General features: G+C 44.2%; 24 protein-coding genes. 22 read left to right on the forward strand and 2 right to left on the reverse strand.

All coding sequences use genetic code 11. The features are described 5' to 3' along the window. Window positions 1-2: 2 nt before the first annotated feature. Entirely contained in the window at window positions 3-518 is a 516-nt protein-coding gene (gene idi / locus BM243_RS01565) for an isopentenyl-diphosphate Delta-isomerase (RefSeq protein WP_074909470.1), read from the reverse strand. 207 nt (window positions 519-725) lie between these two features. Between idi and BM243_RS01570 the strand changes: the two genes are divergently transcribed. Both BM243_RS01570 and BM243_RS01575 read left to right on the forward strand, forming a co-directional pair. Further along, window positions 726-1,505, forward strand: a complete 780-nt coding sequence (locus BM243_RS01570) for an acyl-[acyl-carrier-protein] thioesterase (RefSeq protein ID WP_074909472.1) — start codon at window positions 726-728, stop codon at window positions 1,503-1,505. Continuing rightward, a complete protein-coding gene (locus tag BM243_RS01575; RefSeq protein WP_207646155.1) occupies window positions 1,487-2,125 on the forward strand; it encodes a YdcF family protein in 639 nt (212 codons plus the stop codon). The genes BM243_RS01570 and BM243_RS01575 overlap by 19 nt, the downstream gene beginning before the upstream one ends. A gap of 62 nt (window positions 2,126-2,187) precedes the next feature. Here BM243_RS01575 and BM243_RS01580 read toward each other — a convergent pair whose 3' ends face one another. Continuing rightward, window positions 2,188-3,648, reverse strand: coding sequence for an aminotransferase class I/II-fold pyridoxal phosphate-dependent enzyme (locus BM243_RS01580; RefSeq protein ID WP_074909475.1), 1,461 nt, complete (start codon window positions 3,646-3,648; stop codon window positions 2,188-2,190). 278 nt (window positions 3,649-3,926) lie between these two features. Here BM243_RS01580 and BM243_RS01585 point away from each other — a divergent pair, with 278 nt between their 5' ends. The 20 genes from BM243_RS01585 (at window position 3,927) to BM243_RS01680 (ending at window position 24,961) form a co-directional block, all read left to right on the forward strand. Next, a complete protein-coding gene (locus BM243_RS01585) occupies window positions 3,927-5,654 on the forward strand; it encodes a phospho-sugar mutase (RefSeq protein ID WP_074909479.1) in 1,728 nt (575 codons plus the stop codon). Window positions 5,655-5,704: 50 nt separating this feature from the next. Further along, window positions 5,705-6,790 (forward strand): tetratricopeptide repeat protein, encoded by a 1,086-nt coding sequence (locus tag BM243_RS01590; RefSeq protein WP_074909481.1) that lies wholly within the window; start codon window positions 5,705-5,707, stop codon window positions 6,788-6,790. A 144-nt stretch (window positions 6,791-6,934) separates the two neighbouring features. Continuing rightward, complete coding sequence (recA, locus tag BM243_RS01595; RefSeq protein ID WP_074909484.1) at window positions 6,935-8,035, forward strand: recombinase RecA; 1,101 nt, start codon at window positions 6,935-6,937, stop codon at window positions 8,033-8,035. A gap of 306 nt (window positions 8,036-8,341) precedes the next feature. Beyond that, the gene (rny, locus tag BM243_RS01600) at window positions 8,342-9,898 is read left to right on the forward strand and encodes a ribonuclease Y (protein WP_074909485.1); all 1,557 of its coding nucleotides are present in this window, start codon (window positions 8,342-8,344) and stop codon (window positions 9,896-9,898) included. Window positions 9,899-10,050: 152 nt separating this feature from the next. Next, window positions 10,051-11,244 carry an MFS transporter gene (locus tag BM243_RS01605; RefSeq protein ID WP_074910881.1) on the forward strand — a complete coding sequence of 398 codons (1,194 nt, stop codon included), beginning with the start codon at window positions 10,051-10,053 and terminating at the stop codon, window positions 11,242-11,244. Between the two features lie 233 nt (window positions 11,245-11,477). Next, complete coding sequence (locus BM243_RS01610; RefSeq protein ID WP_074909488.1) at window positions 11,478-12,308, forward strand: PHP domain-containing protein; 831 nt, start codon at window positions 11,478-11,480, stop codon at window positions 12,306-12,308. Between the two features lie 33 nt (window positions 12,309-12,341). Then, entirely contained in the window at window positions 12,342-13,535 is a 1,194-nt protein-coding gene (locus tag BM243_RS01615) for a pyridoxal phosphate-dependent aminotransferase (RefSeq protein WP_074909491.1), read from the forward strand. Between the two features lie 11 nt (window positions 13,536-13,546). Continuing rightward, on the forward strand, window positions 13,547-14,005 hold the full coding sequence (locus tag BM243_RS01620) for a PTS sugar transporter subunit IIA (RefSeq protein WP_074909493.1): 459 nt from the start codon (window positions 13,547-13,549) through the stop codon (window positions 14,003-14,005). 71 nt (window positions 14,006-14,076) lie between these two features. Further along, window positions 14,077-14,337 (forward strand): HPr family phosphocarrier protein, encoded by a 261-nt coding sequence (locus BM243_RS01625; RefSeq protein ID WP_031576178.1) that lies wholly within the window; start codon window positions 14,077-14,079, stop codon window positions 14,335-14,337. A 153-nt stretch (window positions 14,338-14,490) separates the two neighbouring features. Beyond that, window positions 14,491-15,396 carry an MBL fold metallo-hydrolase gene (locus BM243_RS01630; protein WP_074909496.1) on the forward strand — a complete coding sequence of 302 codons (906 nt, stop codon included), beginning with the start codon at window positions 14,491-14,493 and terminating at the stop codon, window positions 15,394-15,396. 32 nt (window positions 15,397-15,428) lie between these two features. Then, window positions 15,429-16,856, forward strand: a complete 1,428-nt coding sequence (gene purB / locus BM243_RS01635; RefSeq protein WP_074909498.1) for an adenylosuccinate lyase — start codon at window positions 15,429-15,431, stop codon at window positions 16,854-16,856. A gap of 146 nt (window positions 16,857-17,002) precedes the next feature. After that, window positions 17,003-17,764 carry a hypothetical protein gene (locus BM243_RS01640; RefSeq protein ID WP_074909502.1) on the forward strand — a complete coding sequence of 254 codons (762 nt, stop codon included), beginning with the start codon at window positions 17,003-17,005 and terminating at the stop codon, window positions 17,762-17,764. A 178-nt stretch (window positions 17,765-17,942) separates the two neighbouring features. Beyond that, on the forward strand, window positions 17,943-18,539 hold the full coding sequence (locus BM243_RS01645; RefSeq protein WP_074909504.1) for an alpha/beta hydrolase: 597 nt from the start codon (window positions 17,943-17,945) through the stop codon (window positions 18,537-18,539). A gap of 237 nt (window positions 18,540-18,776) precedes the next feature. Continuing rightward, entirely contained in the window at window positions 18,777-20,069 is a 1,293-nt protein-coding gene (locus tag BM243_RS01650; RefSeq protein WP_074909507.1) for an NfeD family protein, read from the forward strand. 6 nt (window positions 20,070-20,075) lie between these two features. After that, window positions 20,076-20,336 (forward strand): NfeD family protein, encoded by a 261-nt coding sequence (locus tag BM243_RS01655; protein WP_074909509.1) that lies wholly within the window; start codon window positions 20,076-20,078, stop codon window positions 20,334-20,336. A gap of 15 nt (window positions 20,337-20,351) precedes the next feature. Then, entirely contained in the window at window positions 20,352-21,347 is a 996-nt protein-coding gene (floA, locus tag BM243_RS01660) for a flotillin-like protein FloA (RefSeq protein WP_074909512.1), read from the forward strand. Between the two features lie 15 nt (window positions 21,348-21,362). After that, complete coding sequence (locus BM243_RS01665; RefSeq protein ID WP_074909514.1) at window positions 21,363-21,896, forward strand: hypothetical protein; 534 nt, start codon at window positions 21,363-21,365, stop codon at window positions 21,894-21,896. Between the two features lie 132 nt (window positions 21,897-22,028). After that, window positions 22,029-22,442, forward strand: coding sequence for a protease inhibitor I42 family protein (locus tag BM243_RS01670; RefSeq protein ID WP_074909517.1), 414 nt, complete (start codon window positions 22,029-22,031; stop codon window positions 22,440-22,442). 136 nt (window positions 22,443-22,578) lie between these two features. Beyond that, window positions 22,579-23,484 carry a PstS family phosphate ABC transporter substrate-binding protein gene (locus tag BM243_RS01675; protein WP_074909519.1) on the forward strand — a complete coding sequence of 302 codons (906 nt, stop codon included), beginning with the start codon at window positions 22,579-22,581 and terminating at the stop codon, window positions 23,482-23,484. After that, a complete protein-coding gene (locus tag BM243_RS01680; RefSeq protein ID WP_074909522.1) occupies window positions 23,459-24,961 on the forward strand; it encodes a DUF3298 domain-containing protein in 1,503 nt (500 codons plus the stop codon). The genes BM243_RS01675 and BM243_RS01680 overlap by 26 nt, the downstream gene beginning before the upstream one ends. Window positions 24,962-24,963 lie beyond the last annotated feature (2 nt).

Genomic DNA, 24,963 nt, shown 5'->3' on the forward strand with positions numbered 1-24,963 from the left:
TATTAAAGAACCGCTGTGAAATCAAATTCCTTCATGATTTTTTTGAACCAGAACGTATACTTCTCGGGCTCATCCTCCATCTCCGCCATGAGAACTGGAAGAGAAATCCACCGGAAATTCTGGACTTCTTCTGGATTCACATCTGGATCCTTTTCATAACGTCCTACATAGACGTGATCATACTCATTTTCAATGATGCCGTTGTCAAACTTCACTTCATAGGACATCTCGTACACGTGGGTAAGCGCACAGTCGAATCCCATTTCTTCCGGAAGTCTTCGGTGAACAGCACTGTCTGTGGTTTCTCCATATCTTGGGTGACTGCAGCAGGTATTGGCCCAGAGGCCTGGCGTATGGTATTTGTGAAGCGCTCTTTGCTGAAGGAGCAGCTCATTTTTGTCGTTGAAGACAAAAATGCTGAAGGCTCTATGCTTTACTCCTTTGACATGCGCTTCCTCTTTTCCCATGTATCCTTGAAAATTGTCTTTCTCATCCACAAGAATCAGTATATCTTCCATCTCATTCTTCTCCTGTTCTCCATAATTTTCATTATTATAACGAATAATTTCATTTTATTCAATCCAGTTGTATCTCATGTATTTCCGAAATCTTAAGGCCAATTTAAAAAGTTTGCGATATATTCATTATATCCGTGACGAAAATCACAATGTCACAAGAGATTCCATTTATAATTCTTATACTTTTTTGACGACTGGAGGAAATTCATGAAAGACTATACAAAATCCATGATAGTGGATTTCAAAGAAGTGGACCGTTATCTTCATCTGAAACTGGATGCTTTTCTGCAGATGCTCAATACAACCTCCATGTACCATACTGTAAGCCTTGGACTTGCACCGGACTACATGGAGAAAAGAGGAATGGTCTGGGTGCTTTACTCCTGGAACATCAAACTGTTCAAAGGGGACTATTACGCAAGAAAGCTCCAGTTCACGACTTTTGCGCTGTTTCATAAAGACATCTATTCCCACCGGTATTTTCTCGTAAAGGATGAAGAGGGGACCCTCGTGGGTTATGCTGTTTCTGTCTGGATTGTCATTGATTTTGAAAAGCGTAAAATGGTCAAGGTCCCAGAGGATGTGCAGAAGGTTTACTTCTCCCAATTTGATTCAGAACTTACAAAAGAGCAGGCTTATATTGTGGAGAGCCTCTCCACAGCTCCTTTAAAGAAAAGAAAGATACAGGACTACACCTACGAAAAAGAGATTGAACTGCGTTTCCATGATATTGACAGCAACGGTCATGTGAACAACACAGTCTATGTGGAATGGGCCATGGAGTCCCTAACCACCGATGAAGATGAAAGCTTTCTCCAGGATCATGTGGTGGAGGATCTCTCTATTGTGTACAAGAAAGAAAAGATGCCCGGGGGCAAAGTTCTCATCCGATGCCTGCTCGAAGACTCAAAAAGCTATCATGAGATCTATGACAAGGAAGGATGTCTGTTGACATTAGTGGAGTTCACATGGAAAAAGAGAAGCTGAGTAAAAGTACGTCTTCCAAAGCAATGAAAAAGATTCTTTTTCTGCTTCTTGCAGTTTTTATAGGCACCTTTCTTGTCATCGAAGGCTTCATCCTCTACTTTGCCCAGAAAGAGCCCCAGGAAGAACCTGATGTCCTGATTATCCTCGGTGCAAGACTTTACGGTACCATTCCTTCTCCCGCACTTCAGCATCGTCTGGACCGCGGTGCTGCCTATCTGAAAGGTCATCCCAATGCCCTGGTCATTGTGTCTGGAGGTCTGGGACGTGGGGAAGAAATGACAGAAGCATCTGCCATGAAGAAAGACCTCATGGCTCAAGGCATTCAGGAAGAACGCATTTTTGTGGAAGAGAACTCCTATAATACTTATGAGAACTTTCTCTACAGTATTCAGATCATGGAAGATGAAAATCTGGGACTTCAAAAAGAGGATCTTCTTTTCGGCATTGTCACCAATGACTTCCACATCTTCAGAAGCACCTTGACCGCCAAAGACTTCGGCATAAATGCAGTGGGCCTTCCAGCCAAAACGCCTCCCAGTATCATCCTGAAATCATACCTTCGAGAATATCTGAGCGTTCTGAAGTATCTGATTCTGGACCGTCCAAAAATCTTCCGCTGATTTCCTGGACCGCAAAAAAGCCTGCAGCACATCACATATGGATGTCTGCAGGCTTTTTTACTTTAACGCACTACTTTGATGTATTCTACTCGAGGATCCTCAGTACCCTGGACATAAAGTCCTGTTTTCTTCAGGTCCGAGACATAATTTACGATTTCTTCTGTGATGACTTCACCAGGGCACAGCACTGGAATGCCGGGGGGATAAGCCATTAGAAACTCTCCGGAAACTTCACCGACACTGTCTTCCAGGAGCATAGACTCTTTCTCCGCGTAAAAAGCTTCACGAGGAATGAGAACCTGCTTCGGAATGGAAGGAATATCGATGAAATCAGGTTTCACCTGATTCTTGTCCTTATATTCCTCGCTGATTTCCTGCAGCGCATGAATGAGCTTGTCCATGTTTTCCCTGGTATCACCAAAACTGCCCACCGCTAGGGTGTTGTAAAGATCTGAAAGCTCCATCTGGATATGGTATTTGTTCGCCAGGATCATATCCAGGTCGAATCCTGTGATGCCCAGGTCTCTGCAGGTGATACAGATCTTGGTGGGATCCACCGCAAACACACCTGGATTTCCAACCAGTTCCGGTCCGAAACAATAGAATCCCTCGATTTTGTTCACTTCTGCTCTTAAATAGTTGGCATTTTCAATGGCCTTTTCCAGAAGTTCTTCGCCCTCCAAGGCAATCTGCTTTCTGGATGTGTCCAGTGAAGCCAGAAGGATGTAGGAAGGGGAGGTGGTGTGCAGAAGGTTCATAATCTGCTGTACTCTAGCCGCGCTGACATACTTCGTTCTCACATGAAGAATGGACCCTTGGGTCATGGCTCCAATGATTTTATGAGTGCTCTGGGCACAGAGATCCGCGCCTGCTTCCATGGCGGACATGGGTAGCTTTTCTGAAAAAGCCAGATGGGGCCCATGGGCTTCATCCACAATGAGGGGAATATCATACTCATGGACAATTTCAGCAATTTTCTGAAGCTGTGTTGCTACACCATAATAGGTAGGATTGATGATGAGCACTGCTTTCGCATGGGGGTTTTCTTTCAGGGTTTTCTCCACAGTCTCTGGTGTAACACCTTGCGCAATCCCAAGTTTCTTATCCAGCTCAGGCTGCATATAGACAGGGATTGCACCACTGAGAATAATGCCTGCGGTAATGGACTTATGAACATTTCTTGGCACAATGATCGTATCTCCCGCTCCAACCACGGACATGATCATAGCCTGGATGGCGCCTGATGTGCCGTGAATAGAGAAGAAGGAGGCATCGGCACCATAAGCATCTGCAGCCAGTTCCTGCGCTTTTTTGATGGGTCCGGTGGGGTGATGGAGAGAATCCACCAGCTGAAACACCGTTACATCTATTTTAAAGGGATTTTCCCCAATGAACTTTTTAAAGCTCTTTTCAATTCCTTCGCCTTTTTTGTGACCCGGCACATGAAAAGGGACGGTTCCACGGTCTACATATTCCATAAGCGCATCAAAAAGAGGCGTTTCATTTTGGTTCAGCTTATACAACTTTACAGCCACCTTCTTTCACATTTCTCATCAGTTTCCCTGAAGTTCTTTTCCAAAAATAACTATTGAATAATAGCATAATTCTCATGGTATTACAATGAATTTTCACATTCTCCGTTACTTTCATTTTAGACTATTCTCCATGGATTTTCATCTATTGTGGCGAAAGTTCATTTCTTTTTTGAATTTCACCGGGGAATCAGATTAAACGGTGAATATTTCAGTGGTTTATTATATAATGTGAGTAGAATTGAGATGAACAAAGGAGGAATTTTACCATGTCTTATAAAGTAAAACTCAATGAATGGCTTGAAAGCGAATTTGTTTCCGAGGAGTTTAAAACTGAACTCCGGAGCATAGAAGATGAAAAAGAACTGGAGGACCGTTTCTATACAGAGCTTGAATTCGGCACCGCTGGCCTGAGAGGTGTCCTCGGCGCGGGTACCAACCGCATGAACATCCACACCGTTGGAAAAGCAGCAGAAGGTCTTGCACGGCATCTGGTGAAAAACGTAGAGAATCCATCCTGTGCCATTGCCTACGATTCCAGAATCAAATCGGACGAGTTTGCCATGGTTTCAGCCCAGATCCTTGCAGCTCATGGAGTGAAAGTTTATCTCTATGAAGCCCTGGCACCAGTACCGCTTCTGTCCTTTGCGGTAAGGCATTATAAAACCAGTGCGGGCATCGTCATCACAGCTTCCCACAATCCTCAGGCATACAACGGATTCAAAGTGTATGGCTCCTATGGAGGCCAGGTCACGGATGAAGAAGCGGACAAAATCCTGAAAGAAATGCATGCCATCGTGAAGTTTGAGGATGTATCTTCCATTTCTGAGAAGGAAGCCATTGAAAAGAACCTGCTGGTGTACATCGGTGAAGAGGTCATGAAGACGTACATGGAGTCCATCAAAACCTTAACCGTAAAAAAAGACATGGTGAAAGAACATGCAAAAGACTTAAAGATTATCTATACACCCATCCACGGTTCAGGAAACATCCCGGTGAGAAGGGTGCTGAAAGAACTGGGCTATACAGTCCATGTGGTGAAGGAGCAGGAGCTTCCTGACGGCACCTTCCCAACTGCTCCCTATCCGAATCCTGAAAATCCTCAGGTGTTTGAGCTGGCTCTGAAACTAGCAGAAGAAGTCCAGCCGGATATCATCTTTGGAACGGATCCGGACTGTGACCGTGTAGGTGTCATTGTCAAAGATAAGGATGGAACTGATCAGGTGCTTTCAGGCAATCAGATCGGTATGCTCATCACCTATTATCTTCTCAAAGCCATGAAAGAAGAGAATAAAGTACCGGACAACGGCGTTGTCATCAAGACCATTGTTTCCACTGAAAGCGTTCGGGCCATCACCAAAGATTTCGGCGTGGAGCTTCTGGATGTGCTTACAGGATTCAAATACATCGGTGAGAAAATCGAGGAGTATAAAGAAACCAAAGAAAAAACCTTCCTCTTTGGTTTTGAGGAGTCCTTCGGTTATCTGGCTGGCACCTTTGTAAGAGATAAAGATGCGGTAGTGGCTTCCATGATTCTCTGCGAAATTGCTACGTATTATAAGACAAAGGGTATGACCCTGTACGATGCACTGGTGGAAATCTACGAGAAATACGGTTTTTACCTGGAAGGCATCGAATCCTTCACTAGAACCGGAAAAGACGGTCAGGAACAGATCCGCAAATGTGTGGATTACTTCAGAAGCAGCACTATAGAGGAAGTGGGCGGTGTAAAAACCGTGTCCAAAGAAGACTACAAACTGAGGGAGAAAGTAAATCTTCTCACAGGAGAGAAGACAGCCATCACACTGCCATCTTCCAACGTCATCAAGTATACTCTGGAAGACGGTTCCTGGTTCGTGGTTCGTCCATCCGGCACCGAACCAAAGATGAAAGCCTATGTCGCAGTAAAGGGGCATTCCCTGGAAGACGCTAAAGAAAAAATGGAAACATTCAAAAAGAGAGTCGTGGCCATTGTTGAAAAAGGATTTGAAGCATAACATTCCAAAAAGCATTCATGATCCTTTCATCACGAGGAGGAAACCAACACGTGGAATATGTAAATCATCTGAAATCTAAGCTCTCAAAGCTTATATTTCTTGAAATCAACAAAGAAGTTCTTGCTGAGAACTTTAATATTCCGGAGCTGAGGAAGAGCAGGGAAGAACTGTTTCTTCCTCTTTCTCCGGAGTATATTGCAGAAAATATCAATGAAGATCTGACAAAGCATCTACCCTTTGGGGAGTTTGTCAAAGGGATGTATTATGTAGCAGGGGCTGATCCTTCTTTCAATCAGATTCCGGTTTACCGGGAGCTACTTGTTTCATTGCACCGGGAGACGGTGATCAAAGGTCTGGTGGCTAAGCTCATTGTAGAGGACAAACAGGAAGAGGGGCTCATCTATCTCCTGGGGCTTTTTACCATTCACGGTGAGAAAGATGTCCTTAAAAACCTTCTGGTTCTATTAGAAGAACTGTCTGTGAAAGAAAGCATGTATCAGCAGGCGCTTCTCCGGTATGCAGACATCGCTATCGAACAGGAGCTTCTTGAAGGGCATCTGTTTAAAGGTTCTGCTCTGAGATTTGCTGGAAACTTTTCCCAGTCGCTTTTCCACCTGAGAGAATATCTGAGACTTGGGGGAGAAGAGACAAAAGAGATCACAGACGAAATGGAGTTTCTCGATAGAAAAGCCCGCATCACTGAAGGGGAAGCCATCCTCTACGAGAATCCAGAGCGGTTTCTCGAACTTGTGCTGCCTCTTCTCAGCCTTGAAGAGGATAACCCTAAACTCCTTCTCATGATTGCCATCGCCTACAGAATGCTGGAAAACCACGATAAAGCCCTTTACTACCTGAATGATGCTTTGGCTGTGGACCAGACCTATGTGGATGTCCTCAATGAGATGGGCATCAATTATGCCGCCATCGGAAATTATAAGGAAGCCGTAAACTATTTCCATAAACTGTTTTCAGAAGTGAGAACCATTGAGATTCTCACAAACCTGATTATGTGCTATATCAATATGGGAGATCTGGAACAGGCGAAAAAACATATCGAAATTGGCGAACTCATCGACAGCGAAGATGAGATCCTCTTGGAAATAAAAAATTATATGCGAAAATTGGAACAGAATTAGCATAATAAATCTCCTGGACCGTATACTATTCTTATCCATGGATTTGGTTGACACACATTCTATTTTCCCGTATAATCATTTTATGAACGAATGTTCTGTTATGAATAGAACAAGTTAAAAATCAGCACATAAGGAGTGAATAATTTGGCTAATATCAATGCAGATAAAATGAAGGCGCTGGATGCCGCCATGTCCCAAATAGAGAAACAATTCGGAAAAGGTTCCGTAATGAAACTGGGAGCAGATTCCAAACTCAATCTGGACTCCATTCCAACGGGATGTCTTGGTCTGGATATCGCTTTAGGAATTGGTGGTATTCCAAAGGGCAGAATCATCGAAATTTATGGACCTGAGTCTTCAGGTAAAACCACAGTAGCACTCCATTGTATTGCTGAAGCACAGAAACTTGGGGGGATTGCGGCATTTATTGATGCAGAACACGCACTGGATCCTCAGTATGCCAGAAGACTTGGTGTAGATATCGACAATCTTCTTGTATCACAGCCAGATACTGGTGAGCAGGCCATGGAAATCGCAGAAGCTCTTGTCCGTTCCAATGCCGTGGACCTTGTCATCGTTGACTCCGTTGCAGCTCTGGTTCCTAGAGCAGAAATTGAAGGCGACATGGGAGACAGCCATATGGGACTTCAAGCAAGGCTCATGTCTCAAGCGCTCCGTAAACTTGCTGGAACCGTCAGCAAGACCAACTGCAGCATTCTCTTCATCAACCAGCTGAGAGAAAAGATCGGTGTTATGTTTGGTAACCCTGAAACCACACCTGGTGGACGTGCATTGAAATTCTACGCTTCTGTTAGAATGGATATCCGAAGAATCGACTCCATCAAAAACGGTGAAGATGTCATCGGAAACAGAACCCGAGTAAAAGTCATCAAGAACAAAGTGGCTGCACCATTTAAATCTGCTGAATTTGATATCATGTACAACGGCGGTATCTCCAGGGAAGGTAATGTCCTGGATGTGGGCGTGAAAGAGGAAATTGTGGACAAGTCCGGTGCCTGGTTCTCCTATGAGGGAGCAAGACTCGGACAGGGAAGAGAAAACAGCAAGACTTATCTTTCTGAAAATCCTTCACTGCTTCTTGAGATTGAAAACAAGATCCGAGCCAAGTACGAACTTCCACTGGTGAAAATCGAGGAGATCCTCGAAGCTAAAGAAACTGTAGAAGCCATCGATGAAGAAATCGTATTAGAAAAAGAATCCAAGAAAACAAAAAAAGGCGAATAACTTTCTGAAAAGCTCTTCCAAAAAAAGAAGAGCTTTTCTTATTTTTATCCATATCACAGATTTTATCCAGTCTGCAGCAAACCTCCTGGTATGAAAGGATAAACGGATTTAACTTAAAGACTTTAGGTGATTTTTGGTGAGGTGATAAACTCGTATAAAAAGAGCTGAATAGTTTGACACTTTATAAGGGATACGATACAATTAATTTGTATTGGTTTATCAATTATCACAGTGAGAATGATATGCACTTCCAAGCTTTCACATTTAGCTATAAAAAATGACTAAAAAAAGCAAGGGGGTGTAAATATGAGCACAGAGCAAATTGCTATCATTGTAACAGGTGTTGTTACTCTACTAGTAGTCGGTGCCATAATTTTATATTTATCTAATAGCAAACTGAAAACCGCCAAAGAAATTCTTGGCAACGCAGAAACAGACAGCAAGAGAATCCTTGAGGATTCGAAGAGAGATGCTGAAGCCTTAAAGAAAGAAGCTGCTTTGGAAGCAAAAGATGAAGCGTTCAAGCTGAAGTCTGAAGCGGAAAAAGAAGTCCGTGAACGTCGAAGTGAAGTCCAGAGACTTGAAAGAAGGACCATTCAAAAAGAAGAAGCCCTTGACAAGAAAATGGAACAGCTGGAAAAGAAAGAAGAGAATCTTGCCAAAAAAGTGCAGGATTTGACCTCAAAAGAAACGGAAGCGGAAGAACTGCTGTCCAAAAGAAGAGAAGAACTGGAACGAATCGCCAGTCTTTCCCAAGAGGACGCTAAGCAGCTTTTAATGTCTGAAGTCAGAGGCGAAGTTCAACGAGATCTCACCATGATGGTGAAGGAAATGGAGACAAAAGCCAAAGAAGAGGCAGACAAAAAGGCGCGCGAAATCATCACCACATCCATTCAGCGTTGTGCGGCAGATCATGTATCTGAAACTACTGTTCATGTAGTATCCCTGCCAAATGACGAAATGAAGGGTAGAATCATCGGTCGAGAAGGCCGAAACATCAGAACTCTGGAAACCCTTACCGGCGTAGACCTCATCATTGATGACACACCTGAAGCGGTAATCCTTTCAAGTTTTGATCCAATCCGTAGAGAAGTTGCAAAACTCACTCTGGAGAAACTGATTGTAGATGGAAGAATTCATCCTGCTAGAATCGAAGAGATGGTAGACAAATCCAAAAAGGATGTGGAAAACTCCATTAAAGAAGAAGGCGAACAGGCTTCCTTTGAAATTGGAATCCACGGAATCCATCCTGAACTGCTTAAACTGTTAGGCAGACTGAAGTTTAGAACAAGCTATGGTCAGAATGTACTGAAACACTCCATCGAAGTGGCAAACCTTGCAGGTCTGATGGCCTCAGAGCTTGGTTTGGATGTTACATTGGCCAAGAGAGCCGGACTCCTTCATGACATCGGCAAGGCCGTAGACCATGAAGTGGAAGGACCTCATGCACTGATAGGCGCAGACCTGGCGAAGAAGTATCATGAATCTGCACTGGTGGTGAATGCCATTGGCGCTCATCATGGCGATGTGGAGATGATGTCCATGGAAGCCGTGCTGGTACAGGCAGCTGATGCTATTTCCGCAGCAAGACCTGGTGCAAGACGCGAAACACTGGAAAACTACATCAAGAGACTGCAGAAACTGGAAGAAATTGCAAATTCTTACGAAGGCGTTGAGAAGTCATATGCAATTCAAGCTGGACGAGAGATTAGAATCATTGTTAAACCTGATGTGGTTGACGATGCTGGTGCCATGCTGATGGCAAGATCCATTGTGAAGAGAATCGAGGATGAAATGGAATATCCTGGACAGATCAAGATCAATGTCATCCGTGAGACCCGGTCCGTTGATTACGCAAAATAATCCAATATTTTTTGGATTCTAAATTTGAAAGTGAAGAAGAGCAAGACCTTGTGAAGGCTTGCTCTTTCTATTTGCCCGGATTCGGACACCTTGACCGAACTGGACATCCTTCCTATAATAAAAGAAGTTTACTGAAGAAAGTGAGATATTCCATGGCTACATTATTTCTTATCATGATCTATATTGCATTCATCGGGCTCGGACTCCCGGACTCTGTTCTTGGCGCTTCATGGCCCACCATTCATCTGGCCTTGAATGTGCCTCTGGAATATGCGGGCATTCTCTCCATGATGACTACCGCTGGGACCATCTGTTCCAGTTTTATGAGTGGCAGGGTCACCAGAAGATATGGCACAGGAAGAGTCACCACGGTCAGCGTGCTGATGACCGCCATTGCGCTTCTTGGTTTTTCCATGGCGCCCTCTTTCTATATGCTCCTGGTTCTGACTCTGCCACTAGGATTGGGTGCAGGTTCTGTAGACGCAGCGCTGAACGGCTATGTGTCCCTTCACTATGAGGCAAAGCATATGAGCTGGCTTCACAGTTTCTGGGGAGTAGGGGCCACCATAGGTCCTGTCATCATGTCCTTCTTTCTCCTGAAAAGCTCCGGATGGAGAAGCGGGTATCTTGTGATTTCCCTGCTTCAGATGGCCATCGTGGTACTGCTTTTTCTTTCCTTGCCCCTTTGGAAGAGGTTCAACCAGAAAGATGCCTCCAGCACCAGTGAAGTGACCCAAGCCACCGCACAAAGAGAAAAGAATGTATATAAAATCCCTGGAGTAAAACTCGCTATTGCAAGCTTTTTTGCGTACTGCGCAGTGGAGATGACCACAGGTCTATGGGGCGCGAGTTTTCTTGTGCAGATTCATAAACTCCAGAATGACATCGCCGCCAGATACATTTCTCTTTTTTTTGCCGGCATCACACTAGGACGGATGCTCACTGGTTTCATCACCTTGAAATACAGCTTTAAAACCATCATCAGAGCAGGTATATTCTCGATGTTTACGGGTATCCTGCTCATAAGCACTGGAATGCAGTTACTCTTCATTGCCGGCTTTCTTCTCATCGGACTTGGATGTGCTCCGGTCTTCCCCGGCATGATTCATGAGACTCCTGAAAGATTCGGAATAGTTCATGCCCAGACCATCATCGGGATTCAGATGGCCTTTGCCTATATGGGCAGCACCTTTTCTCCAGCGGTTTTCGGATTTTTAGCTGGAAGAGGCTACCTGACCTATTTCCCGCTTTATCTTTTTTGTTTTCTGGCTGTGCTCTTCTATACAACTGAAAAAATGAACGTTCTTACCAAAAGAAAGGTGCTGCATACTGATAAAACTGCTTAAGTCTGTCCCCACAACAAATACACTTTGAGTTCGCTTTCTCAGAGTGTATTTTATTTTTCTTGTAAATCAGAAGTTCTATTCCCAAAAAGAGAACTTCGTCTTGTAATCGGTATCAGATTCCAAAGAAATCCTATGTTTTTCTATGAGGCTATGAATTGCGTTTAATTTTAGGTCAAGGTCATTACAATTTCAAGAGAATATGTTAAATTTAATATAGAGAAAGAGGTGATGTAATGCTGAATGATTTACACATTCATACGACCTATTCTGATGGAGCATTTACACCTGATGAAATAATAAAAATGGCCAAAGAGAAGGGAATCCGCTATATTTCCCTCACAGACCATGACACCATGGGCGCTTACGGGAACTTCAACGATGCCCAGGAGGACCTCACCATCATCTCTGGTGTTGAGGTTTCCACCTACTATAAAGGGATGGAACTGCATATTCTGTCATATTTCCACAACCCGAAGGATGAACCACTGCTCGCGCTGCTGGACCGCTTTAAAAATGATCGGGTAGAACGGTACTACAAGATCTTAAGAAATCTTGAGAATCTTAAAATCCATCTGCCGGATGACGCTCCTCCCATGGACTCCTATGGACGGGCTCACATCGCAAAGCTGCTCATCGAGCATGGCTATGTCAAGAATATCAAAGAAGCTTTTCAGCTGTATCTCGATGTGGATAAAATTGCCTACGAGAAACGATTCAAGATCGATACCCGAGAAGCCCTTCGCGCCCTACGCAGTGCAGGGGGGATTCCTGTTCTTGCACACCCTGGAGAAAAACTTTATAACCTTCACTTTGAAACGCTCCTGAAGGAGCTTAAAGTCCATGGGCTTCTGGGACTAGAAGTTTATCACCCATCCCATAGGCGGGAACTGTCCAATAAGCTCTATGCGGTTGCAAGAAAGAACCATCTGGTCATTACCGGCGGCAGCGACTACCATGGGCAGCACGGTGGAAAATTCACCGGATCCAATGACAAGCTTGGACGTTATGGTCTTAATGACCATCTTCTTCAAAAGCTCCTCACATTTCATCAAAAGCTCAAATAAATCGTAATACAATCAGAAACAAGGGGGAAAGACATGATTTTTTCAAACAAAGCAAAAAGACTTGCACCATCCATCACATTGGCCATAACCGCCAAAGCGAAAGAGCTGAAAGCACAAGGCAAAGACATCGTCGGATTTGGGGCAGGCGAACCGGACTTCAATACACCGCAAAATATCATTGATGCCTGCAACAGGGCGCTGGAGGAAGGAAAAACCAAGTATGTGCCCGCTTCCGGGATCAATGAACTGAAAGACGCTGTCATTGAGAAGTTCAGAAGAGACAACGGACTCACCTACAAAAGGGAGCAAATCATCATCTCCACTGGCGGTAAGCAGTGCCTGGCCAACGCATTGACCGCACTACTAAACCCCATGGATGAAGTGCTCATCGCTAAGCCTTACTGGGTCAGTTATCCGGATCTTGTGCATCTGGCTGATGGGGTTCCTGTGATTGTCGAAACCTCAGAAGAGACAGACTATAAGTTCACAAGAGAGAATCTAACGAAGGCCCTGACTGAAAAGTCCAAGGTCATCATCATCAATTCTCCTAATAACCCCACTGGCACCATCTACTCCAAAGAGGAGCTACTGGATCTTTCAGAGTTCTGCAAAGAACATGATCTTTTCATCATTTCCGATGAAATCTATGAGCCTCTTATTTACGGGGGAGACAGTCATGTTTCCATCGCCACCTTAAGTGAGGATGCCTATGAAAGAACTTTAGTCGTCAATGCGCTTTCCAAAGCCTATGCCATGACAGGATGGAGACTTGGCTATGCAGCTGGACCCAAGGACCTCATTAAAATGATGTCCAATATCCAGAGCCATACCACATCAAACTCCACCTCTTTTGTGCAGTATGCGGCAGTGGAAGCTCTTAATGGAGATCAGAGTTTTATTCCTGAAATGAACGAGGAGTTCAAGAGAAGAAGAGACTATATGGTTTCACGAGCAGATAAAATCGAAGGCCTCCGGTACATCTACCCCAAAGGTGCGTTCTATCTGATGCTGGATATCAGAAGCTATCTCGGAAAAACTTATCGTGGTGAAATCCTCGAAGATTCCCTGCAGTTTGCTGATAAACTTCTGACAGATTATCTGGTGGCTTTGGTGCCTGGATCAGGATTCGGCTTAGAAGGGTTTGTGAGACTCTCCTATGCCATCAACACCGATGCCATCGGCAAGGGATTTGACCGTATTGAAGCATTCCTTTCTGAAATCCAATAGGAGGAGAAACCATGGGAACAAAATGTGAGCTCTATATGCCTGTAGCTGGAGAAATCATTCCGCTGGAGGAAGCCAACAGTTACCTGAAAGATGACATGCTGGGTGGTACTGGGGTCTGCATTATTCCGGATGGTGATTTATTCTGTGCTCCGGTTTCCGGTGAAGTGGTGTTGGTTTCAGAAAATCTCAATGCAGTGGCAATCAGCACCAAGGAACATTTGACAATCCTTATCCACCTGGGGCTTGATACCGCAAAACTGGAGGGTCGGGGATTTGCCACCTATGTGAAAACCGGAGATCAGGTCAGTGTGGGAGACAAGCTTCTCTATATGGACCGGGATTATGTGGAGCTGACGGCAAAGATCACCACACCCATCATCATCACCACACCAGAGAAAGTGAAACATCTTGACATCAACTATAAAGCATCTGGCGCATTTGTGAAGTTCGCAGAAATCTCTCTTTCATAATTGGTTGTTTTAGACTTAAAACATGATATAATAAACTTGTTTATTACAGTATTTGAATATGAGGTGATTAAATGGTTTCAAAAGACGTTGCAGTAAAGAACCCAACTGGATTGCATGCAAGACCAGCTACTTTGCTCGTTAAAAAGGCATCATCCTTTAAATCTGATGTGAGCGTAGAGTACAACGGCAAGAAGGCAAATGTAAAGAGCCTGATTGGTGTCCTTTCTCTAGGTGTAACAAAGGGTGCTACAATTACAGTTATTGCCAGTGGAGAAGATGAAGAAGTTGCTTGTGAAGAAGTAGCAAAGCTCATCGAAACATTGGAAGAGTAATTTGAACATGAGAAGAGCTAGGACTCCTGTAGTCCTAGTTTTCTTTTGCGTTTTTAAAACACAGACATTTTTCATTTTTTTATGAAAATCATTTGTGTTTTGGTGTATAATGAGACTGCTGATCCGATTCTATGAAATGGAAAGAGGGACTTTATGAAAAGCATACACGTGGCAGGCAACACTTACGTACTGGATTTTCCAGCTCTTCATCTGCCGTACTATAAAAAAAGCGAGACAGAGATTATTCTTCTGGATACCGGGCTCAAAAGAGAACATGAAGCTGTACTTCTAGGTTTCCTCGAAGAAGAAAACCTTACGGTTTCTGGCATCCTCTGTACCCACGCACATATTGACCATGTGGGAAATGCCGCCTGGCTGAAAGAAAAATATGGCTGTCCCATCGCCATGCCCAAAGTTGAGGCCGAAATTGTCTCTTCTTTACTGAACCTGAAGATTTTCTATGGAACCTACCCTATGAATAGAATCAGAGACCACTTCGGACATATGGTGATCAAAGCAGACCGATTCATTGAGGAAACGGAGACTGAAATTCTCTTTCAGGGTGTTCCTTTCTCCATCATCCACACACCAGGACACAGCGCAGGTCACATCGCCATCACTACTCCAGATGATGTGACCTACATCGGAGATGCGCTCATCAGTGAAGAAGTGATGAGAAGCTCAAAACTCCCTTATGCGCATATTCTGTCCAAAGATCTCATGAGTAAAATGAAGCTTTATCATTTGAGATCCAGCTGGTATATTCTGGCACACAAAGGGATCTACACCGACATCAAAGATCTCATCACAGACAATATCTACTTCTATAAAAACCGCGCTGAAGAGATCCTGAAAGTCATAGAAAAACCCATGACATTTGAAGACATCCTGAAATCCCTGTCCCGCTCCATGCGCATCAACATCTCCACTCCGTTCAAATACATCGTGGTGGAGAGGATGCTTCGCTGCTATATCGAATACTTGGAGGAAACCGGAAAAATCGCCCTCGTTCTAGAGGAGAATTTTCTGAAATACACCAAAATATCCCATCAACGTTAATGCCTTAAAGTAAGGCAACCCAAGGAGGAACCATGAGAGAAACCTACGAAAGTCCTTTAACCCGACGCTACGCTTCCAAAGAAATGAGCTATATTTTTTCCGATCTGAAAAAATTCAGAACCTGGCGAAAACTATGGATTGCCCTGGCAGAAGCGGAACAGAAGCTTGGTCTGTCTATCACGGATGAGCAGCTGGAAGACCTGAAAAAGCACCAGGAAGACATCAATTTCGAAGAAGCAGAAGCTAGAGAGAAAATCGTCCGTCATGATGTCATGAGCCATGTGCACGCTTATGGTCTGCAAGCGGTTTCCGCAAAAGGCATCATCCACCTCGGGGCCACCAGCTGTTATGTCGGTGATAACACCGATCTCATCCTCATGAAAGAAGGTCTTCTTCTCGTGGAGAAGAAAATTCTCCAGGTGCTTTCAAACTTGAAAACTTTCGCCCTTAGGTACAAAGATCTTCCAACCTTAGGATATACGCACTATCAGCCCGCTCAGATCACCACTGTAGGAAAAAGGGCAACCCTATGGATGCAGGATCTTCTGATGGACCTTCAGAATCTCCGCTTCACCATCGAAACCATGCAGTTTAGAGGCGTGAAGGGCACCACAGGGACCCAGGCAAGCTTCCTGAATCTCTTTGATGGAGATGAGGAGAAGGTGAAGGCGCTGGACCTTATGGTGACAGAAGCCTTCGGTTTCAATAAAAGCTTTATGGTCACAGGGCAGACGTATCCACGGAAACTGGACAGCATCATCCTCAACCGGCTCAGTGAAGTGGCACAAAGTGCCTACAAGTTCAGTAATGACTTGAGACTCCTGCAAAGCATGAAGGAGCTGGAAGAGCCTTTTGAGAAAAATCAAATTGGTTCCTCAGCCATGGCCTATAAGAGAAACCCCATGAGAAGCGAAAGAATCAGCGCCCTCGCCAGATACATCATCGTGGACGCATTAAACCCAGCCATTACTGCTTCCACACAGTGGTTTGAGAGAACACTGGATGATTCCGCCAATAAAAGAATCTCCGTAGCAGAAGCGTTTCTTGCTTTGGATGGTGTTTTGAATCTCTATATGAACATCTCAGAAAATCTGGTGGTGTATGAGAAAATCATTGAAAAGCATCTGTGGCAGGAGCTTCCATTCATGGCAACAGAGAACATCATCATGGAAGGCGTGAAGAAAGGGGGCGACCGTCAGGAGCTTCATGAACTTATCAGAACCCATTCCATGGCTGCATCCAGAAGAGTTAAGGAAGAGGGACTTGACAACGATCTTCTCGACAGAATTGGACAGGACAGCCGCTTCGGTCTTTCTGAGGAAGACCTGAAAAAGACTCTGAATCCATCAGACTATGTGGGAAGAGCTCCACAGCAGGTAGTAGAGTTTATTAGGGAAGAGGTGGACCCCGTCCTTGAAGCCCTTAAAGGCTCCAACATCCAGGCAACCATTGAAGTTTAGATCTGATTTTCCGAAAAATTTCTCTTCTCCTTCGCTTCTGGCTTGTTCTAGAGAAAAGTCATGGGTTTTTACAGGATTCTATGATAAACTTTATATGTAATTTATGATTTTCCAGTAGAATGACTTCATGGGAAGGAGGAAGCACCATGTTCAAAAAAACAATCCTATATGCTCTTATGATCCTGACTGTGGTGTCTTTCAGCGCTTGCAGATCAAGGGAGGAAAATCTTGAAAAACAGATGAGACCCATCCTAAACTTCACCTCCGATGTAGAGGATAACATCAGGTTTGTTAGAACCAAGGAATACGACGGTAGAACCGTGAGAGAGTACACCGACTCCAAATTCTTCTACGAGGTGACTGAAGACGGTCGTCTGATGACCATTTTTTTAAGAACAGCTCCCGCAACTACAGCAGCGACATTGGCCACCAAAGAAGAAATCCTTCTGAAGAGCAACGACAACCTGAGAAGACTGGATTATGATATCACAAAGTTCCAAACGGACATCCGATTCAATGATGGCCTGAAACAATACGAAAGCGTCTCACGGGAAAAGAAAGGGGATGCTTTCACCGGAAACAACATCTACATCCAGTACGCTGGTGATGGAACACTCATCAGTGTGTCCTTCAAGTACGAAAATCCAGATGTGCTGAACACCGTGGATAAAATCACACCAGACGAAGCAAAGGAGATCATCATCAATTACTTCTCCACCAACGCTTCCACTGAAAAATACGCACCTCTCCTGACTAAGGACCTCATCCGGTATGAAGTGGATGTATACAACAACAAAAAAGTATATAACCTCTATTTCAGTCTCCCCATTGAAGACACAGGAATTTTCGATTTCAGCTACGTGGTCAGCACAGAAACTGGGATTATACTCTATAGAAAAGAGCTCTAAGATGATCTTTAAGATCATCTTTTTTTGTTCCATAAACCCCGTTTTATATATTGAGTAAAATTAAATTTCATCATTGACTTATAGGAGAATACACCGTACACTAAGAAAAAAGAATGGAAAACATCACAATACCCATCTTGAATCCTATGTAGAATACCGATATTGGAGGAGAACACTAATGATACATTACTACCGAAAAGGAACTGCCCCACGCACCTTCGTGCTGTTTCACGGCACCGGCGGTACAGAGGAAGACCTTGTATCCATTGGCACCATGCTGGATCCAGAGGCCCATATCCTTTCTCTGCGTGGAGAAGTCAATGAAAACGGGATGAATCGTTTCTTCAAAAGAGTGGCAGAAGGAGTCTTTGATGAGGAAGATTTAAAGATGAGAGCTGAGAGAATCCTCAAAGAGATTGAAGAACTGCTTGCCCGGTACGAACTGAAAGATACGGCTCTTCATAGCGCTGGATACTCCAATGGCGCAAATATGATTGCTGGTATGCTTTATCTTCATGGAGATGTGTTTCAGAAGTCCATCCTCTTTCACCCGATGGTTCCTCTGAAATCTGGACCCGCTCTTTCATTGAACAGCGCTGAAGTATTTATTGGGGCAGGGATCAATGATCCCATCGTCCCCTACGAAAACACCACCCAGCTGATGCAGGAGCTCTCCAGGCAAGGTGCATTTGTGACGATGAAAACCTATGAAATGGGACACCGGCTTACCTTGGAAGAAGTAGAAGATGCGAAAGCGTGGTATTCCGCTCCATAAAACAGTACGCACCTGATGGAAATCAGGTGCGTTTTCTTGTTTTCCACGTTTTTCCCGTATCTTCAGAACCGGATGGAGCGGGCCATACTATAGATTATTGTCCATCGATATGTGTTAAAAAATATGAAAAAGATAGAAAATTCGCTATATTAGTGCTATAATTAAGGTGAAGCATTCATAAACGATACACCATAGCGTTAATAGGGATGCTGACGCTCACTAAAAGGAGGACTCTTCATGAAACAACTGTTCAAAACCATGATGCTGACCGTGCTTTTTGCGAGCTTTTTTCTTACTTCCGTCATGGCTCTCGATGTGTGGGAGATCCAATTCCGAGGAGAGGTATCCCCAAGCCAGTCTGTGTGGCTGGAAAAAGCATATGAGGAGGCTAGAGAAAATGGCGCTGAAGCTGTTTATCTCGTCCTGGATACTCTAGGCGGCCGGGTAGATTCCGCCCTGGAAATGTCCAAAACCATCTCTTCCATGGAAACCCTTGTACTCGTAGACGGCAGCGCTATTTCTGCTGGGGCGCTTCTTGCATTCAGCGGCAGCGAAATGTACATGGTAGGAGGAGCAACCATCGGAGGTGCGGAACCTCAGATAGGAGGAGAACGGGCGGATGAGAAGACGGTCTCTGTGTGGTCTGCTGAACTTGCAGCCCAGGCACAGAAAAACGGAAGAGACCCACAGATTGCAAGGGCTATGGCTGATGAAACCATCGCAATCGAAGGACTCGTGGAAAGCGGGAAACTCCTTACACTCACTGCTGAAGAAGCATTGAATACAGGAATGACGGATGGGGTGTACAAAGGCGAACAGGATTTCAGACAAGAGAAAAACCTGAACATCATTGGCTCCACCGGGAAAACCACCATAAATTATGTCACAGATTTTCTGACATCCGCAGCCATCAGCACACTGCTTCTCACCATCGGTATTGCAGGCCTGCTCATTGAGTTCTTTACACCAGGTTTCGGCATTCCAGGAGCCATAGGACTCGGAGCTCTTTCTCTGTACTTTGGCGGAGGTATCCTCTCAGGAGCTTCCGGGTGGGAAACTGTACTTCTTTTCATCGTTGGACTGGTCCTACTCATTCTGGAGGTATTTGTGATTCCCGGTTTTGGGGTCACTGGAATCCTTGGAATGCTTGCCATGTTCGGCAGCATCTTCCTTGCAACACCAGATCCAGCATCAGCCGTACAGTCTCTTGTGATTGCTCTCATTGGATCCATTGTGCTGGTAGCAGTCGTTCTCAGGTTCACACCCGGTAGAAGAGTATTCAAAAGACTGGTTCTGGAGACTTCAGAAACCAGAGCAAACGGCTATGTGGCAGCAAAACCAGGTCTACATCACCTCATCGGTAAAACCGGTACAGCAAAAACAGTATTAAGACCATCTGGCACTGCGGAGATTGAGGATCAGTTCATTGATGTGGTCACTTCCGGAGAATATATCGAGGAAGGAACCAGGATTCAAGTAATGGATGTTGAAGGTATGCGCGTCATTGTCAGAGAAGTGAAGAAGGAGTGATGGTGCATGCCTTTAAAGAAGTTTTTCAAAAAACTTGTGCTCAACATGGAAGAAACAAAAGACAACGGGTATGTGGCTGCGAAGCCAGGCCTGAATGATCTCACCGGAAAAACTGGAGTGGCAAAAACTACACTCCGGCCTGCAGGAACCGCCATCATTGATGGAGAGCCTGTGGATGTTGTAACCCTAGGAGAGTTCCTGGAAGCTGGAACCGCCATCGTAGTCACCAGTGTAGAAGGAATGCGTGTCATCGTAAAAGAACAATAAAGGAGTTGTGTAGAAATGCCTGAACTATTTGGACCTATCTTCATTTTTATCATCATTTTAGTCGCTTTGATTCTTCTTTTCACCATCATCCCTGTGGGATTATGGATCAGCGCTCTGGCAGCTGGTGTTAAAGTAGGATTCTTCAATCTCATCGGTATGAGACTGCGAAGAGTTGTCCCATCCAGGATTGTGAATCCTTGGATTAAGGGAGACAAAGCAGGACTGAACCTCAACGGAAACAAACTGGAAGCCCATTATCTCGCTGGTGGAAACGTGGACCGCGTGGTCAACGCACTCATCGCAGCTGAAAGAGCTCAGATTCCTCTGCAGTTTGAAAGAGCAGCAGCAATAGATCTTGCTGGTAGAGATGTTCTGGAAGCCGTTAAAATGTCTGTTAACCCTATTGTGATTGAAACTCCTTTTATCTCTGCCGTAGCTAAAAACGGTATAGAAGTAAAAGTTAAGGCTAGAGTTACGGTTCGTGCTAACCTGGACCGTCTTGTAGGTGGAGCTGGTCAGGAAACCATCATCGCAAGAGTTGGTGAAGGTATCGTTACCACAGTAGGTTCTGCAGAAGACCATAAGTCAGTACTTGAAAACCCTGATTCCATTTCATCTACCGTATTGAAAAAAGGTCTGGATTCCGGTACTGCATTTGAAATTCTTTCCATCGATATCGCTGACGTGGATATCGGAAGAAACATTGGTGCAAAACTTCAGGAAGATCAGGCGCAGGCGGACAAGAAAATCGCTCAAGCCAAGGCTGAAGAGAGAAGAGCCATGGCTGTGGCTCAGGAACAGGAAATGAGAGCTGAAGTACAGGCCATGAGAGCTAAAGTAGTAGAAGCTGAGGCTGAAGTACCAAAGGCACTTTCCGAAGCATTCAGACAAGGTCACCTTGGTGCCTTCGATTATTACAACATGAAAAATATCATGGCTGACACCAATATGAGAGACGCCATTTCTCAGACAGGAAAACAGCCACAGAAGGGCACACAGAAGGAAGACTAAGATAGGAGGTCTCCTATGGATTTTATCGTACTGCTGATTATTTTCGGGGTTATTTCCGCCCTGGGAAAAAGCAACAAAAAACAGATTCAGAATAAAAGACCGGGATCTTCCTTTCCACAGAACCTAAGACCTCAAACTCCTTCTCCCGGCTCCAGACCCCGCCAGACAACCTCTTCATCCCCAAAAGGCAGAGAATCGCTTCAGGACAGTCTGACAACGATATTCAATGCTCTTGCAGGGGAGGAGATTCTAAAATCTCCTGAAGAGAAGAAAAGAGACGAGGAGAGAGCCCGAAGAATAATAGAAGCCAAAAGATCCATGGATATGCCAGATTCTGCTGTTTCTAACACAGCCCCTGATATAAACACATCTACGGCTGATTTTATCTCCGAAATGGATCAAGAGGATATTGACGGTCTTCAGATCATCACATTGGATGACGAAGCATCTGCTGACTTCAGTGAGGAGTTTGAGCTGGATCTGTCCGATGCAAAGAAAGGAATCATCTGGAGTGAAATTCTGGAAAAACCATTGTCTCTAAGGAAGTAACTGAAACTTAAGAAAGCACCTCGAAATTTTGGGGTGCTTTTTTTCTAGGATAATTTCATCAATTTGTAGTCATTTAATTGAGTCTATGTGCTACAACTATGTTGTAATAGGAAGGAAAGGAAGTGAATCTCCATGAGATTCAAAAAAACACTTTGTTGTCTCGTGCTGGCAGTACCACTACTCACTTTATTTGGTTGCGCCGAGAATGTTTTGCCTGAAGAAGTCACCAAAGATGGGGCGCATCTGGAGATCATCCTGGAAGAGAACCCCACCACTGGGTACAGCTGGACAATGGATGATTATGATACGAGTTTACTGAAGCTAGAGAAGGACGAATACAGCGCATCCACCACCGAAGGTGCTGTTGGAAGCGGAGGAACGCACCTTTATCGCTTCACAGGACAGAAAGAAGGCAATATCACTTTAATATTCAGATATTATCGGAACTGGGAAGGTAAAGATACCGCCGTTGAAGTAAGAGAATACTCCATTACTGTAGCGGATGATGGTAAGATCCAATCTGTGGATGTGAAGAACAAAGAATAAGAAAATCACCATAAGCTGTCTTGTCATGAGACAGCTTTTTCTTTTCTTTTCCAAAATGTCATCTCCCAGTCCTCCAATAAAGCTACAATAGAATTGAGAATTTTTAGACGATCTTGATGAAGGGAGATGCCAACGGATGAAATTACATGGTAAGAGTCTATTCCTGCTCACTTTTGTCGTTGCTATCGGTATTTTCGCAGGAGGATGCAGCAAGGCTAGCTCACCCGTAAATAAACCCAGCTTCACACCAGAAACCTATCCCATTATTGATGGCTCCACTGTAACAATCCCACTTTCAGAGCACTTGGCAGCTTCCCTTATGAATCTCGATCTAGAAACAGCCCGGCAGTATGTGCTGCATAATAAAACCCATCAGGCCTATGTGAATCTTATTGAGAAAAAAGCTGACCTGATCTTCGTGACAAGTCCTTCCGTCGGAGAAATGGAGCTTGCAGAACAAGGAAATGTAGAACTTGAAGTCATCCCAATCGTCAGTGAAGCCTTTGTTTTTCTCACCGGAGCCGATAACCCTGTGACAAACCTCTCTCTAGAGGACATTCAACGTATTTACAAAGGTGAAATCACCAATTGGAAAGAGGTGGGTGGAGAGGATCTTCCGATTACAGCATACCAGCGACCAGTAGACTCAGGAAGTCAGACCGGATTTCTTGATCTTGTGATGAAAGAACAGCAGCCCATGGAGGCCCCCTCCACACTGGTCATCGCAGGAATGGGGGAGCTCATTGATACCGTAGCAGCCTATACCAACGAGCCCAGCGGGATTGGCTACTCCTATTATTACTATACCAGTGAAATGTGGGGGAACGAGAAAGTAAAACTCCTTTCTGTAGACGGCGTCGCACCAAGCAATACAACCATCAGCTCTCACGAATATCCCATTCACACTGCATACTACGCCGTGATACGAAAAGAGGAAGCAAAAGACTCTGATGTCAGAAAAATCATCTCATACATTCTTTCTGAGGACGGCCAGAACCTGATGGAGGAGGCTGGATATGTTAAAATCACAGAAAAGAAATAAACCCCTGAGTTTAGGATTAAAATATCTCACTGTGTTCACCTTGTGTTTTTCTGTATTTCTCTCCACAGCCTGTCAATCAGATACTGAAGAACCACAAGACTTGCCAGCCACCCCAGAACAAAACAGTATGTCAGAGACGCCCTATGAGTCTCCATTCAAAGAGGTTCATTCTCCAGTATACTTTGTCTACATGATTGAAAACCCACTAGTGACAGATACCGTGACAAAAGACTTGAAAGATGGCTTTGGCGAAACTTACGCACAAGTACGAGGATATAAAGACAAAGATCTCCAAAAAAGCATCAACGAGAAAATAAAGTCCTTTCATAACAGCAGAAAGCAGCTCACAATTCCACCTTATCGTGGCATTAAGAGGGTGATTACCGATGACTTTGAGCTGAAGGAACACTACATCAATACCTATCCAAGTTTCAACTTCAATAACCTTCTGTCTTTAGCCAGTAGCAGCAGTCTCTTATACAGCAATGGAGATCCAAGTAAAGATATCTATATAGACTTCACCGAGACTCTCACGTTAGATCTTGCCACTGGAGAAACACTGCATTTTGAAGATCTCTTTGTAAATGATGCCGACTATGAGACAGTCATTAACGATTATATCAAGAGATTTTTGGATCAAGAGTTCGCCTATGAGGAGTATCAGGAATGGTTCGGAAGCATTGAACTTGTTGCACCGTTTAAAGGAATCCAAGAAAACCCAAAATTTTTCCTTTCATATAATACTCTGGTTCTGCTTTTGGATCATGAGACCCCAGAGTTCAACACCCAATACAACACTCAATATCTGAATATCCCATACCTCGAACTAAAGGACATTTTGGCAATAGACGAACGTTTTTCTGCTGATGTCGACAATCTCTACTTGGACGAGAGCGCTCCAAACATCCTAATGATCAACAGTTACGATAAATACGTCACCGGCAAATCCTATCAGGAAAATAAAAATGGGGTAGGATACTATATAAATTACAGGTATCCTCCATCAATCCCCAAAAACATCGTGGATGATTTCATCACACACCTCGACCCAGATGAGATTCCCCCTGAAAATGTAAGAACTGTCTATAAAGAAGGGAGTATCGCATTCACCGGAGAGTATATTTCAGCTTCCATCGCTATGAACTACTCTGGTCCTGATGAACAATATGTCTTCCAGAACTTTTTCAGAGTCTATTCTCCTGAAGGGGAAATACTGACACTGGAACAGATATTCAAACCTGAATTCAATTACAAACCGATCATCATGAGTCTTCTGGAGGACACATTATCTTACGAACAGAAGAAATTTGATCCTAACGTGGATGAACTCTATGAGAGCCTTACATTCCGAATCTCTGGAGATGGGCTCTACTTTACAACAAAGCCCGTAAAGTCCAGTGAAAAGGAAAAATACCCTGTACAGTTCGGGCTTCCATTTAAAGAAATTGGTTTAGAACACCTCATATTTTTTGATTAGCA

It is taken from the genome of Proteiniclasticum ruminis, assembly GCF_900115135.1.
In the GTDB taxonomy this organism is placed as follows: Bacteria; Bacillota; Clostridia; order Clostridiales; family Clostridiaceae; genus Proteiniclasticum; species Proteiniclasticum ruminis_A.

Coding starts and splice junctions, on each gene's coding strand:
- purB (WP_074909498.1), top strand. CDS start 15,429: ATGAGAGAAACCTACGAAAGTCCTTTAACCCGACGCTACGCTTCCAAA.
- BM243_RS01575 (WP_207646155.1), top strand. CDS start 1,487: ATGGAAAAAGAGAAGCTGAGTAAAAGTACGTCTTCCAAAGCAATGAAA.
- BM243_RS01650 (WP_074909507.1), top strand. CDS start 18,777: ATGAAACAACTGTTCAAAACCATGATGCTGACCGTGCTTTTTGCGAGC.
- idi (WP_074909470.1), bottom strand. CDS start 518: ATGGAAGATATACTGATTCTTGTGGATGAGAAAGACAATTTTCAAGGA.
- BM243_RS01610 (WP_074909488.1), top strand. CDS start 11,478: ATGCTGAATGATTTACACATTCATACGACCTATTCTGATGGAGCATTT.
- floA (WP_074909512.1), top strand. CDS start 20,352: ATGCCTGAACTATTTGGACCTATCTTCATTTTTATCATCATTTTAGTC.
- BM243_RS01585 (WP_074909479.1), top strand. CDS start 3,927: ATGTCTTATAAAGTAAAACTCAATGAATGGCTTGAAAGCGAATTTGTT.
- BM243_RS01620 (WP_074909493.1), top strand. CDS start 13,547: ATGGGAACAAAATGTGAGCTCTATATGCCTGTAGCTGGAGAAATCATT.
- BM243_RS01640 (WP_074909502.1), top strand. CDS start 17,003: ATGTTCAAAAAAACAATCCTATATGCTCTTATGATCCTGACTGTGGTG.
- BM243_RS01655 (WP_074909509.1), top strand. CDS start 20,076: ATGCCTTTAAAGAAGTTTTTCAAAAAACTTGTGCTCAACATGGAAGAA.
- BM243_RS01615 (WP_074909491.1), top strand. CDS start 12,342: ATGATTTTTTCAAACAAAGCAAAAAGACTTGCACCATCCATCACATTG.
- BM243_RS01570 (WP_074909472.1), top strand. CDS start 726: ATGAAAGACTATACAAAATCCATGATAGTGGATTTCAAAGAAGTGGAC.
- BM243_RS01605 (WP_074910881.1), top strand. CDS start 10,051: ATGGCTACATTATTTCTTATCATGATCTATATTGCATTCATCGGGCTC.
- rny (WP_074909485.1), top strand. CDS start 8,342: ATGAGCACAGAGCAAATTGCTATCATTGTAACAGGTGTTGTTACTCTA.
- BM243_RS01675 (WP_074909519.1), top strand. CDS start 22,579: ATGAAATTACATGGTAAGAGTCTATTCCTGCTCACTTTTGTCGTTGCT.
- BM243_RS01645 (WP_074909504.1), top strand. CDS start 17,943: ATGATACATTACTACCGAAAAGGAACTGCCCCACGCACCTTCGTGCTG.
- BM243_RS01625 (WP_031576178.1), top strand. CDS start 14,077: ATGGTTTCAAAAGACGTTGCAGTAAAGAACCCAACTGGATTGCATGCA.
- BM243_RS01680 (WP_074909522.1), top strand. CDS start 23,459: ATGTTAAAATCACAGAAAAGAAATAAACCCCTGAGTTTAGGATTAAAA.
- BM243_RS01670 (WP_074909517.1), top strand. CDS start 22,029: ATGAGATTCAAAAAAACACTTTGTTGTCTCGTGCTGGCAGTACCACTA.
- BM243_RS01665 (WP_074909514.1), top strand. CDS start 21,363: ATGGATTTTATCGTACTGCTGATTATTTTCGGGGTTATTTCCGCCCTG.
- BM243_RS01630 (WP_074909496.1), top strand. CDS start 14,491: ATGAAAAGCATACACGTGGCAGGCAACACTTACGTACTGGATTTTCCA.